This is a genomic window from Paenibacillus timonensis, from assembly GCF_022427145.1.
GTDB classification, from domain to species: domain Bacteria; phylum Bacillota; class Bacilli; order Paenibacillales; family Paenibacillaceae; genus Fontibacillus; species Fontibacillus timonensis.
In genome coordinates this window covers 113,553-125,284 of record NZ_JAKSXN010000006.1, presented here as the reverse complement: position 1 = coordinate 125,284, position 11,732 = coordinate 113,553, and the positions used below count along the sequence as shown (strand labels likewise).

Sequence of the window (11,732 nt, the reverse complement as noted above, 5' to 3'; positions counted from 1 at the left end):
CCCCCGGTTCATAGCAGCGGTTCTCGAATCAACGGCAGGGTACAGCAATGGATGCCGCCGCCCATTTTGGCGATCTCGGAGATTTCGACGGGAATGACCTGAACGCCTTGGCTGGAGAGCAGATCGATCGTGTGCTTCCCATCCGCGGAGAACAGGACTTTCCCCGGGGCCAGGGCCAAGCCGTTGATGGTTAACGTCGGATCGCGGGGATCGACGTGCAGCAGCTCGAAACCGCGTTGATGCAGCTCGTCCAGGAACCAGTACGGCAGCAGCGCGATATTCACTAGTGCCTTGCGGCGGTCGACCAGCAGGAACGCTTCGTCCAGGTGAATGATCGAGGCGGGCAGGTCGATGACGATCAGGTCGATCTGCTGTAACGATAGAATATGGCGCACCTGCGCGATTCCTTCGGGATTCACCCGTTCCGAACGGCCAAGGACCGCCGTTTGCCGATCCAGCATGGTAAAGCTGCCGCCTTCGGCAAAGCCGCTGCCTTGGATCATGCCGAGGATCGGTACGCCGGCGGCGCCGAGCGTGCGGGCGGCCATCGCGGTTTCCCCATACCGGACGTACAGCGCGAGACGGGACAAAATCACGCCGCCGGGAATAACCATCCCCAAATCGCGGGTATACATTGTTTCCGGCCAGAGCTTGTCCGGCTTGTCCAGCCACAGGATACGAACGCCCTCCTTCTCCAGGGCGGTTGCCAGAGCTTGGTGCTGCGCTTGCAGTCGCTTGAGCTTGGGAGCGGCGGTGCCGTTGTTCTTGCTAAGCCTCCCGCGGATATGCTGAAGCAGGACGGGGCCGGACTCGATTACGCCGGCGGAATCATGCAACTGCAGCACCTCTTCTCCCGGCGCGTGCATCAGCACCAGACGAATCGGACCGATGGGATTGTCCGTTCCCCAACGGTACTTCCAGATGGCCTCCAGCAGGTCCGGATCATGAAACGGCTCACGAACCAGTTTTCGCGACAAATAAGGATATGAGGACGACATGGTGCGGGTACTCCTTTCAAAACTTGAGGGTTCGGGATCATCGCCTAGGATCGTTCATAATTCCATCCTGCCCATATGGACCCGCGGACAAAACAGGCAGCCGTCCAAGGAGACGGCTGCCCGCGGTTAGACCATCAAAGCTTTGATGCCGTTAAACAGGGGGATGATCGATTTGATGGCGTTGTAGCCCATCTTCATCAAAGGCATGTATTTCTGCACTTTTTGCACCATCCCGAAGAGGCCGGCCCGTCGGGGCCTTACCGGGGATTCGCCCTCCGGGCTCTGCTCCTGCGGCCCCCCGGAACCGGCAGAACCCCCGCTTCCGCCGCCAAAGCCGATGTACCCCGGTCTCCCCGGCCCCGGGCCACCCGTGAAGCCATACGCTCCGGGTCCGGGTCTTCCGGGATATCCGCCAAAGGAGCCGTAACCTCCCCCTAGCCCGCCGCCATAGCCCCAGCCGCCTCCCGGACGGATGCCGGTGCCTGAACCAGGTGAGCCAGGATTTCCCGGGTAGCCGCCGCCGAATAGCGGCTGGAAGGCCGATACCCGAGCCTTTTTGCTGCGGGCTGCCGTCTTTTTCTTCGATTTCTTCTTGCCGCGCGGGGGCACGGAGAGGAACAGGCCGTTCGGATCCAGCCCGGCGATCCATCCGATATAAGAAGACCCGTCGTGCAAAACAACGCGAACCGGCTGGCCTTTCAGCTGTTTCGCGCGATTGCGAATGTTTGCCGAACTTGCCATGCAAGGATCACCTCAGTGTTTGTTTTTTCGATAGACGTTTTGCTCGATATATCTTACTCGGATTTGAGCGTGCTGCCTGTGCTTGTTCCTTAGTTTTTGGCCGATTCGTGATATTTGCCGGCACCTGCATAAAATTTGGGCAACTTGGAAATTTAACTAATGAATACAAATTTTCGACCGAGGAGTTGGCCCGGAATGAAAACATTGAACGTTGTAGCGCTCACCTTACTGATTGTGGGCGGGTTAAACTGGCTGTTGATAGGGCTCTTTCAATACGACTTGGTGGCGAGCATTTTCGGCGGGCAAGACGCAACCTTGTCACGGGTGATCTATACCATCGTCGGCATTTGCGCCATCTACGCGTTTAAGTTCTTCAACGACGTCACGGAAGACGAAGTCGCCAGATAAGCCGGAGAAGAAGTTTGTGGGGGTAAGCAGGAATCCCGGGATGCGAATGCGTCCCGGCTATTTTTTTTTCGAAGAAACGTTCGTTTTGGGAAAAAGATAAGGCGCAAGCCCGTTCGCGATAGCCCGATGGCCCCGGTCGTTCGGATGAATCGGCAGCTTGCCGCCGAGAATGTCCTCCAGCTGGCCTTCCCGGTAACCGTCGATCAGCTCCGCCTGCTTGCCTTCAAACCATTTGTGCGCCGGTGCGACTTTGGCGCCGTACACGGCGGCGATGCCTTGGGTCGTCTGGTTCAGCCGGCCGATCCAATCGACCGCAATCGAGCTGCTCGGGAACGGATTGTATTGCGTGCAGCATACGATCCGGGCCGAACTGGTCTGCCGGATATGCCCCAGGATGGCGCTCAGATTCCGGCGGAACTGCACGAGCAGCTCCATATTCGGAAACGGCCCGCCTTGCACGAGCGGAGTAATCGCCGCATTTGCCAAATCGACGCCGCCGATCCAGACCGATACGACGGAGGAGCGTTTAATCATTTCCGAGCCCTGCCACAGCACAGCATCCAGCAGGTTGCTGCTGGTCCAGCCGGACCGGGCCAACACATAACCCTTGATCGTACGGGGGTTCGAACGATGATAAGCCGTTACGGCCAAATGAGGATACGCCAGCTTTGGCGAGGAAGCGTTGTCGCCAAATGTAATGGAATCCCCAAGCGCGGTGTAAATCATCTGCAGGTCACCCACCCAAGATAGACTTTACAACCATAGTATTGCGAACGAGGCGGGGAGGTGCGGTTTATCCAAAAGAGGGCCGGCCCGATTGAACGGGCCAGCCCTTAGGTTCGGATCAACGGCGCTGCGCCAGATGGGGCAGCTCCATGCGGCCTTGCCGCGAGTGGCGCACCAGCTCCGCATAGTAGCCGCCGCGGGCGAGCAGCGCGTCGTGCTTGCCCTGCTCGGCGATGCGCCCGTCCTGGATGACGAGGATGCGGTCGGCGTGCTGGACGGTGGACAGCCGGTGGGCGATGACGAGCGTCGTCCGGCCGGCGGACACCACGTTCAGCGCGTTCTGGATCAGCTGCTCCGTCTGCGAATCGAGGTTGGCCGTCGCCTCGTCGAGAATGAGGATCTTCGGCCGGAAGGCCAAGATGCGCGCGAAGGAGATCAGCTGCCGCTCCCCGGCGGACAGCCCGCTGCCCCGGTTGGACAGCCGGGTGTCGTAGCCGTCCTTCAGCCGCGCGATCATGGGGTCGGCGCCGATGCGCCGGCAGGCCCGGATCACTTCCTCGCGGGGGATGTCTTCGCGGAAGAGGCGGACGTTGTCGATGATGGACCCGGCGAACAGGAACGGGTCCTGCTGCACCAGTCCGACGAGGCGATGCAGCGAGGTCTGCGGCAGGCGGCGGATGTCCGTGCCGTCGATTTCGACGCTGCCGTCGTCCACGTCATAGAACCGCGTCAGCAGGTTCACCAGGGAGCTCTTGCCTGCGCCGGTCGTGCCGACGATGCCGATAAACTCGCCTTCCCGCACGTGGAGGTCAAGGCCGTGCAGCACTTCCTGCCCGTCCGTGTACGAGAAGCGGATGCGGTTGAAATCGATCCGCCCGCGCACCCCGTGGGCCGGCAACGCTTGGGCTTCCTCCGGCGCAGGGTCTTTCACCTCCGGCTCGGAGGCGAAGATCCGCCACAGCCGATCCACCGACACGATCGTCGATTGCAGCGTGTTCCACTGCTGGGTGATCTGGTTGATCGGCTGGAAGAATTGGCGGATATAGCTGATAAAGGCATACAGTACGCCGAACTCGATACGCTCGCCCAGTACCGCGAAGCCGCCGATCCAAACCACGAAGGCCACCGACAAATTGCCGAGGATATCGAAGGACCGGTTGAACAAGACGGTCGCCCGCACTTCCCGCAGATTGGCCCGCAAATACGCGGTATTCCGTTCACCGAAGCGGGAGGACTGCTCTCCCTCCTGATGGAACGACTGGATCAGGCTCATACCGCTCAGATTCTCGGCGGTAAACGCGATGAGCCGGGACAGCAGGGAGCGGGCCCGCTGGTAGCTGGTGCGCAAATACTTGCGGAAGGCGACGGCGATCACGGTAATGATCGGAAAGAGAATCAAGCAGTATGTGGCCAGCCTGACGTCCAGCGCAAACATGAATACGACGACCAGGATGAGCGATAATCCGTCGCGTACCAGGCTGAGCAGCACCTGGGTAAAAAACTGGTTGATCGTCTCCGTGTCGCTCGACTCGTTCGTGACGAGGCCACCGGCCGAGTTGCGGTCGAAGAAGGACATCGACTGCCTCGTGATCTGCTTAAACAGGTCCTTGCGCAGCGAGGCGACGATGCTCTGCCCGGCCCGCTGCAGCAGGTTCGCTTGCCAATAGGAGAAGACGCCGCTGACCGCCTCGAGCGCGAGGTAAGCCAAAGCCAGGCCAAGCAGGATGCTCGGACCGTGTGCGCCGAACAGCACCTTCTCGTCGATGGCGTATTTGATCAGGAAAGGCTGCAGCAAGTCGGCGGAAATGGCCAGGAACGCAAAGCCGAATACGGCGAGAAAAGCCTTCCGGTGAGGTTTGGCATAGGAGAGCAAGGCCGCGAACGCCTTCCTCCGCTGCTCCGGGGTGACCTCGTATTTCTTGCGGGTGTCGGCGGTTTCCGGGTTAGACGACATCGCTGTCGCCTCCTTCCTGGAGGTGATGGAGGCTTGCGTACAAGCCCCCGGCTTGCAGCAACTGCGCATGTGTTCCCTGCTCGGCGATCCGCCCGTCATCCAGCACGAGAATGCGGTCGGCGTGTTTCACCGCGCTGATGCGGTGGGCGATAATGAGCGTCGTCTTTCCCTTGCGGGCTTCGCGCAGATGGGAGAGGATTCGCGTCTCCGTCATGGCGTCGACCGCACTGACGCTGTCGTCCAGCAGCAGGATGGGGGCGTCCTTGATCAGACCCCGGGCCAGGCTGGTCCGCTGGCGTTGCCCGCCGGACAACGTCAGGCCGCGTTCGCCGAGCTCGGTGTCGAACCGTTTCGGGAAGCCGGCGACGTTATCGTAGAGATCGGCCAACCGGGCGGCCTCCTCGATCGCGTTCAGCTCGGACGTCCGGTCGAAGAAGGCGATGTTGTCGCCGATCGTCGTGCTGAACAGGAAGCCGTCCTGCGGCACGTAAGCGATGCGGGTGCGCAGGCTCTCCAGCGTCAGGCTTCGGACGTCGCATCCGCCGATGAAGACCGTGCCGCGGGGCGGATCGTACACCCGCAGCAGCAGCTTGACGAGCGTGGTTTTGCCGCTGCCGGTCCGGCCCACCACGCCCAGCGTTTCTCCAGGGTTCAGCCGGAGATGAATGTCCTGCAGCGACTCGCGCGCGGCGTCCGGATAGGTGAACGTCAATCCGCGGATGTCGATGCTAAGGCTTTGCGGATCCTCCGGCATCGGCAGGGCCTCGTTCTCGTCGCGAATGTCCGGCTTCACGGACAGCAGGTGATTCAGCCGGTCCAGCGAAGCCCGTGCCCGCTGCATGAAGTTGATGACGTTGCCGATCAGCCTTAGCGGGTTCATGATCATCCGCAGGTACAACGTCAAGGCGACGAAACTGCCAAGCGACAGCTCGCCGCGCGCGACGAGCAGGCCGCCGTAGGCGATGGCCACGGCCATCGATACCGCGCCGGTAAACGGCAGCAACACCTGGAACAGCGAACTCATGCGCACCAGCGACAGCTGGCTGCCCAGGATGCGGTCGACCGTTTGCCCGAACCGGGCTCGGGCGATCTCCTCGGTCGCGAAGCTTTTCGTCACTTTGATGCCTTCAAACTGCTCCTCCGCCGCTTCGGTCATCGCCGCTAACGACTCCTGCACCTTCCGCGAGTTGTCGCGGATTTTAGGGCCGAAGGCGCTTACGATCCACGGGATGGCGAGCAGCGGCGCAACGCAAACCACGATCAAAAGCGCCGGAATATCGCTGACCGTCATCATCGTAATGACGGAGATCAACAACACCGACGCATTGGTTAATTGGTTCAGCCCGTTCGCGATCGACTCCCGTACGCCGGTGACGTCATTCATCACGTAGCTGAGCAGCTTGCCGATCCCGTGTTTCGAGAAGAACGCTTCGCTTAATTGGGTAAAATGCCGAAACAACTGGCCCCGGGCGCGAAATTCGAACATCCGCCCCAGGCGATGGTTCATATATTGCCCGATTCCGAAACACAGGCCGTAGACGACGGCGATGGCAGCCAGAGTCAGCGCGTATCGGCCTACGCCGCTTCTCGTTAGCCCGCCCTGCTGGAGGTTATCCGTGAAATCCCCCAATACCTTCGGAAAATACGAATACGTCACGTTGGCGGCCGTCAGGCACAACACGGCCGTCAAGTATAGCGGCAAATGCGACTTGATGTGGTCAAGCAGCAAGGTTTTTCCCCGCATCGGGCATCCCGTCCTCTCTCAGAAAAGTTTGCCGGTTCTCTCCATCCTCCTATTTCCAGTCTCAACTTTTTTATCATACTGCGAATCGTCCGATCCATCAAACCTGCGGACACGTTAGGTGGTTGCATAAAACCCGTTATCCCGCGGAACCTTAAAGGAAAATCATTGAAATCGAGGGAGATGTTTGTGGACCATCCCGGCGAAAAGAGGCGGCCGGACGGGGAGCACTTGACCCTGGATCTGGCCCGGAAATCCAGCGATTTTCAAGAGTTCTCCCCCTATGAGGAGGATGCCGGCTTCCTCCGGATCGCGTTCTACCGCTCCCTGGTAGCCGAGGAGAAAGTGACGCATTTCCTGTTGCCGGCCCTTCAAAAGCATCGGGACCGGCTCCGGCGTCCGGAAGACCTCAGGGGCATTCTGCCTTTTGCCGAGGTGACGCTAACGAACGCGGAGAAAGAAGCCGTCGCAAAAATCATGGAGGGGTTCGTCCTGCTTCGGTTGGGTTCGGCGGAAGATGCCTATATTCTGGCGAATTTGGATAACGGCCAAATGGGGCAACGGCAGAGCAACGATACGGAGAACGAATTCAGCGTGGTGGGGCCCAAAGCCGGGTTCGTGGAGAACCTGGATACGAATCTGCATTTGTTGCGGGCAAAGCTTCCGACACCCGAGTTGATCATTGAAACCCTGACGATCGGTTCGCATTCCAAGACGAAAGTGGCCATCGTCTACCTGGAGAATGTCACCAATCTGGAGTATGTTCAGACCATGAAACAACGTCTCCAGAACTTTGATATCGAGGTGTTGTACGATACCTCCCAACTGGAGGAGATTCTAGCGGACAACTCGAACACCTTGTTTCCGCTGTTCCTGTCTTCGGAACGGATTGACCGAATCACCTATGCGATTACCTCCGGTCAGGTCGCCGTTTTTTCCAATGGATCTCCTTACGCGATGGCGGCCCCAGCCAACTTTCTGGGGTTTTTCGTGTCGCCGGAGGATTATTACTTGCCCTGGGTATTGGGGTCCTTCTTTCGCTTTATCCGCCTGCTGAGCGTCATGTTCTCCATCTTTGCCACGCCGATTTACGTGGCGGTCATGACGTTTCATTACGAAATCATTCCCGAAAGCATGCTGGGGCCGTTGATCGAATCGCGCATTCACGTACCGTTTCCCCCGGTGGTGGAGGTCATCTTTTTGGAGATCACCATCGATTTGCTTAGGGAAGCGGGAGCGCGTTTGCCGTCCAAAATCGGCCAGACCCTCGGGATCGTCGGCGGTATCGTGATCGGAGAAGCCTCGGTTCAAGCGGCGCTGACCAGTAACATTTTGTTGATAATCGTGGCTCTTTCGGCATTGGCTTCTTTTACGACCCCGATTTTTAAAATGGCGAATACGATTCGGCTGCTGCGCTTTCCGTTCGTCTTGTTGGCGGCCTTTTGGGGCGGGCTTGGGATCACGGCGGGTTTCCTCGTGCTCATGGGTCATCTGATCCGCCTAAAATCGCTGGGGATGCCTTATTTTGTGCCGCTATTTCCGTTCCGGAAGGGGAACCTGGACGACAGCATCATTCGGGCTTCCTACCAGTATTCATTCCATCGCAGCCTGTTCCTTCGGCCCCTGTCGGCATTTCGTTACCATCCGCGTTCCCGGAAGGAGGATGGCGATGTGGAATAAACGTCATCCGTACCGGTTACCAATCGTTGCCGGTATCCTCGTTCTGGCGTTGATGGTGGCGGGCTGCAGCCAAACCCGAATCGTCGACAACACCAAGATTCTAGCTGTACTTGGCGTGAATCGGGAACAAGGGGAATATCAGGCGGTCGGATTGTATCTGGACCCGATGAAGAACGAGCGGATTATGCCCCTTCAGGGAAAAGGCGAGAACATGGAGCTTTTACTTAGCCAAATGAACATGCAGTCGCCCCATCCGATCCACTTAGGGAAACTGCGCTTGCTCGTCTTTGACCGGCGAATGGCCGAACAGGGGGTTGCCCATTTCCTCCATACCTTCTGCCGGAATCCGTTGATCAGCACCAGCATGATCGTGGCGGTATCGGAGCAATCGCCCGAACGGTTATTCCGGAGCCTGGAGGGCCAAAGTCGGGAGCTGTTGCCCTATCATTTGGTCGAACAAAACGTCATTTCCGATAACGTGCCGCTAAACAACCTGCACATCTTCCTGTTCAATTACTACGGGGAGGGAAGGGATCCGTTTGCCCCTTATTTGAGCCAAAACGGCGATGACAAAATCGAACTTACGGGCCTCGCCGTGTTTCGCGAGGATCGGCTCAAATTGGTGCTTGGCGCTAAAGAGACGCTGCTTTTCAAGATGTTGAAAGGCCGGGGAACGGGCGGAATTCTTCCCGTCACCGTCTCCGCGGAGCCGGGGAATCGGATGGCCGCCTTTAACGTATTCAAGGGGATGCCGGTATTGCGGTTGTCCCGGGAAGGCGGCGTATTGAAAATATCCGTCGATCTCCGGCTGGAAGGTATGTTGAAGGAGCCGCCGGCCGGAATGAATCTCCGCGACCGGCAGCCTTACGAAGATACCGTGAGCCGGCTGGAGCGGCAAATCGATGCCGGTTCGGTGAAGCTGCTGAACAAGCTGCGCAACAAGGGGGTGGATCCGCTTGGCGTGGGCGATTTCGTCCGGGCGCATGGCCGGTCATGGGACGAGGAAGCTTTTTATAAGAGGGATTATCCGAAGATGCGCTTCGAGGTGCATACCCATATCACCCTGAAAGAATCGGGGATCGGAAACTAGCAGAAGGCGGGGAAGGCGATGGACGGTACCGTCAAGGAAAGCAACCAAGTCTCGGGGTATATCACCTGGTTTCTGGTTCATGGGGTCCAGACGGGGATAGGCATGCTTAATTTTCAGCAAAAGATTGCGGACGGCGCAGAGCAGGATGCCTGGGTATCCGTCCTGTTTGTCGGCGCTTGCATGCATTTGGTGATTTTGATGTTGTACCGCTTGCTGCGAATGGCCGAAGGCGGAGATATCCTTTCCCTCCACCGCGAGCTGTTTGGACCGGTCGTCGGTTCCGGATTATCCGTGATTCTGTTTTTCTATTGCGTCCTGATGTGCACGGGGCAGGTCCGACCGTATGCGGAAATCATTCACGTCTGGGTATTTCCCGACGCGCCGCTCTGGCAAATTTCGTTGATTATTCTGGCGGTGGCCGGGTATATCGTATCCGGAGGGTTTCGCGTTGTCGCCGGCATCTGCCTCCTGTGCGTCGTCATCCCCAGTATGGTCCTGCCGTCCTTGTATTTTCCCTTGAAATTCGCTCATTGGCTGAATTTTCTTCCCCTATGGAGCCACGGTCTGGGCGATTACGCCAGGTCGGCTGCCAAATCCGTTTACGTCTTTTTGGGGCCCGAGTTTCTCTTGTTCTATTATCCGTTTATCAAAAATAACGCAAAGGCACAGAAGTGGGCCCATCTCGCGGTTGCTCATACGACCTTGCTCTACCTGATTATACTGGTGACCACCCTCGGTTATTTCAATATGCGGCAATTACGGCATACCCTCTGGCCGACATTGATTCTCTCCAAAATCATCCGTTTTGCTTTCCTGGAGCGTTTTGACTATATTTACATCTTCAATTGGCTGCTCGTTATTTTCCCGATATGCTGCGTTTCGATCTGGGCGGCGGTCCGCATTTTGAACCAAACGCTGAAGTTCTCGAGGAGATGGGCGCTGGGGACGACCCTGCTCGTGATCATCGGGATGGTGCTCTCGCTGCGGACTCCCGTGAGTATCGAGCGGATGGAAAATGTCATCTCGCTGGTCGGCAGTACCCTGACATTCGGCTACCTTCCGCTGCTGCTCCTTATTGCCATAGGCAGACAGTGGGTAAAACAAAGCCGCTCGGCCCGGAGCAATTGACGACGGAGCCGGGCGGATTTTTTTGTTGCAATATACAGTAAAACTATATATAGTTAAACTATACAGTTGAACGATATATTTAGGACCACCTTGGGAGGAGGGACGAAACCGATGAGCAGGGACAAACATTTGCCCTTAACGGAAACGGTATATTACATTTTGCTCGCGTTGGCGGAGCCGGCGCACGGCTACCTGATCCTGCAGAAGGTGGAGGAGCTCAGCCACGGGCAGGTAAGGATGGCGGCCGGCACGTTGTACGGGGCGATCGACAATCTGGTGAAGCTGAAGTGGATTGAACCCGTAGCTACGGCGGACAGCCGCCGCAAGGTATACGCGATGACGACCCGGGGGAGGGAGATTCTAAGGCTGGATTACGAGCGGATGAACCAGATGAGGAACGTCACCCGGGACGTCATGTCTTGGGATTAAGGAGGAGGCAACGGCATGCGGCAAATTAAATTTTTCATCGGTTTTGAAAAAGAGGAGCAATGGCTGAACGAGATGGCCAAGCGGGGATTCGCGCTGGTAGGGAAGTCGGTCGCCTATGCCTTTGAACGGGCCGAACCGGAGGATGCGGTGATTAAAATCGACTTCCGTCAGTTTAAAAGCCGGGCGGATTTCGAAGACTACCTGGCCTTGTTCGAGGACAGCGGCTGGAAGCACGTGGCCGGCAGTAAGTCGTCCGGGTCGCAGTATTTCCGCAAGGTTGACGAGACCGTCAGCGATGATATTTTCTCGGACGCCGATTCCCGGGCGGGGCGCTACCAACGCTTGTCCCGAATGTGGTTCTCGCTCGCCTGCTGCTATATTCCGATTTTTGTGGCCATGGTCTCGACGGGATTGGTGGATGCCGCAGCGTTCACCCATCCGAAGGCTTTATATTACACCCCGGGTCTCTGGGAGAAAACGGGCGTTTCGTTTTGGCAGGCGTTTCTGTTCGAAACGCCGTTTGCGTTGGGGCGCGGCTTCGCTTGGTTGTTGTTCCCGCTGCTGATCGGGCTCTATTTCATCTTCTCGGCCTTGGCCAAAAGCCGGTACCGGCAGGCGAAATCGTAGGAGTAGGCTGTGTGGGGCAATAAAACAAAAAACCTGCAAAAATGCAGGCTTTTTCGGGGAAACTCGATAAACTAAAGAAATACCTGCAAAAGTGCAGGTATTTCTTCGGATTATTCCGGATTGGGCCAACTCTGGCCTAAATAACTGTATTTTTGCAGTTATTTTGAGTCGGAAGGCCATTGCGTTGATAAATTACTGCATTTTTGCAGT

The 11,732-nt window shown here is 57.6% G+C and carries 11 protein-coding genes; 6 read left to right on the top strand and 5 right to left on the bottom strand.

Going from position 1 to position 11,732, the window contains the following annotated elements:
- Positions 1 to 8: 8 nt before the first annotated feature.
- Together MJ257_RS03865 and MJ257_RS03860 are read right to left on the bottom strand one after the other, a co-directional pair.
- Complete coding sequence (locus MJ257_RS03865; RefSeq protein WP_240267994.1) at positions 9 to 998, bottom strand: dimethylarginine dimethylaminohydrolase family protein; 990 nt, start codon at positions 996 to 998, stop codon at positions 9 to 11.
- A gap of 126 nt (positions 999 to 1,124) precedes the next feature.
- Positions 1,125 to 1,739, bottom strand: coding sequence for a hypothetical protein (locus MJ257_RS03860; protein ID WP_240267993.1), 615 nt, complete (start codon positions 1,737 to 1,739; stop codon positions 1,125 to 1,127).
- A 195-nt stretch (positions 1,740 to 1,934) separates the two neighbouring features.
- Here MJ257_RS03860 and MJ257_RS03855 point away from each other — a divergent pair, with 195 nt between their 5' ends.
- Positions 1,935 to 2,147 carry a DUF378 domain-containing protein gene (locus MJ257_RS03855; RefSeq protein ID WP_178023627.1) on the top strand — a complete coding sequence of 71 codons (213 nt, stop codon included), beginning with the start codon at positions 1,935 to 1,937 and terminating at the stop codon, positions 2,145 to 2,147.
- A gap of 57 nt (positions 2,148 to 2,204) precedes the next feature.
- On the opposite strand, the gene MJ257_RS03850 is transcribed toward MJ257_RS03855, so the two are convergent.
- From MJ257_RS03850 to MJ257_RS03840, 3 genes are all read right to left on the bottom strand, one after another.
- Positions 2,205 to 2,888, bottom strand: a complete 684-nt coding sequence (locus tag MJ257_RS03850) for an SGNH/GDSL hydrolase family protein (protein WP_240267992.1) — start codon at positions 2,886 to 2,888, stop codon at positions 2,205 to 2,207.
- 103 nt (positions 2,889 to 2,991) lie between these two features.
- Positions 2,992 to 4,827, bottom strand: a complete 1,836-nt coding sequence (locus MJ257_RS03845) for an ABC transporter ATP-binding protein (RefSeq protein WP_240267991.1) — start codon at positions 4,825 to 4,827, stop codon at positions 2,992 to 2,994.
- A complete protein-coding gene (locus MJ257_RS03840; RefSeq protein WP_240267990.1) occupies positions 4,817 to 6,571 on the bottom strand; it encodes an ABC transporter ATP-binding protein in 1,755 nt (584 codons plus the stop codon). Before MJ257_RS03840 ends, MJ257_RS03845 begins: the two co-directional genes overlap by 11 nt.
- A gap of 180 nt (positions 6,572 to 6,751) precedes the next feature.
- On the opposite strand from MJ257_RS03840, the gene MJ257_RS03835 reads away from it, so the two are divergent.
- From MJ257_RS03835 to MJ257_RS03815, 5 genes are all read left to right on the top strand, one after another.
- The gene (locus tag MJ257_RS03835) at positions 6,752 to 8,248 is read left to right on the top strand and encodes a spore germination protein (protein ID WP_240267989.1); all 1,497 of its coding nucleotides are present in this window, start codon (positions 6,752 to 6,754) and stop codon (positions 8,246 to 8,248) included.
- The gene (locus MJ257_RS03830; RefSeq protein WP_240267988.1) at positions 8,238 to 9,338 is read left to right on the top strand and encodes a Ger(x)C family spore germination protein; all 1,101 of its coding nucleotides are present in this window, start codon (positions 8,238 to 8,240) and stop codon (positions 9,336 to 9,338) included. The genes MJ257_RS03835 and MJ257_RS03830 overlap by 11 nt, the downstream gene beginning before the upstream one ends.
- 18 nt (positions 9,339 to 9,356) lie before the next feature.
- Positions 9,357 to 10,466: a GerAB/ArcD/ProY family transporter gene (locus MJ257_RS03825; protein WP_240267987.1), complete on the top strand. Its 1,110-nt coding sequence runs from the start codon at positions 9,357 to 9,359 to the stop codon at positions 10,464 to 10,466.
- 111 nt (positions 10,467 to 10,577) lie between these two features.
- Positions 10,578 to 10,895 carry a PadR family transcriptional regulator gene (locus MJ257_RS03820; protein WP_240267986.1) on the top strand — a complete coding sequence of 106 codons (318 nt, stop codon included), beginning with the start codon at positions 10,578 to 10,580 and terminating at the stop codon, positions 10,893 to 10,895.
- Positions 10,896 to 10,910: 15 nt separating this feature from the next.
- Positions 10,911 to 11,522, top strand: coding sequence for a DUF2812 domain-containing protein (locus tag MJ257_RS03815; RefSeq protein ID WP_240267985.1), 612 nt, complete (start codon positions 10,911 to 10,913; stop codon positions 11,520 to 11,522).
- Positions 11,523 to 11,732 lie beyond the last annotated feature (210 nt).

Excerpts from the sequence above, each read along its gene's own strand:
- MJ257_RS03830 (WP_240267988.1), top strand. The coding sequence starts at position 8,238 with ATGTGGAATAAACGTCATCCGTACCGGTTACCAATCGTTGCCGGTATC.
- MJ257_RS03855 (WP_178023627.1), top strand. The coding sequence starts at position 1,935 with ATGAAAACATTGAACGTTGTAGCGCTCACCTTACTGATTGTGGGCGGG.
- MJ257_RS03860 (WP_240267993.1), bottom strand. The coding sequence starts at position 1,739 with ATGGCAAGTTCGGCAAACATTCGCAATCGCGCGAAACAGCTGAAAGGC.
- MJ257_RS03840 (WP_240267990.1), bottom strand. The coding sequence starts at position 6,571 with ATGCGGGGAAAAACCTTGCTGCTTGACCACATCAAGTCGCATTTGCCG.
- MJ257_RS03825 (WP_240267987.1), top strand. The coding sequence starts at position 9,357 with ATGGACGGTACCGTCAAGGAAAGCAACCAAGTCTCGGGGTATATCACC.
- MJ257_RS03820 (WP_240267986.1), top strand. The coding sequence starts at position 10,578 with ATGAGCAGGGACAAACATTTGCCCTTAACGGAAACGGTATATTACATT.
- MJ257_RS03815 (WP_240267985.1), top strand. The coding sequence starts at position 10,911 with ATGCGGCAAATTAAATTTTTCATCGGTTTTGAAAAAGAGGAGCAATGG.
- MJ257_RS03845 (WP_240267991.1), bottom strand. The coding sequence starts at position 4,827 with ATGTCGTCTAACCCGGAAACCGCCGACACCCGCAAGAAATACGAGGTC.
- MJ257_RS03835 (WP_240267989.1), top strand. The coding sequence starts at position 6,752 with ATGTTTGTGGACCATCCCGGCGAAAAGAGGCGGCCGGACGGGGAGCAC.
- MJ257_RS03865 (WP_240267994.1), bottom strand. The coding sequence starts at position 998 with ATGTCGTCCTCATATCCTTATTTGTCGCGAAAACTGGTTCGTGAGCCG.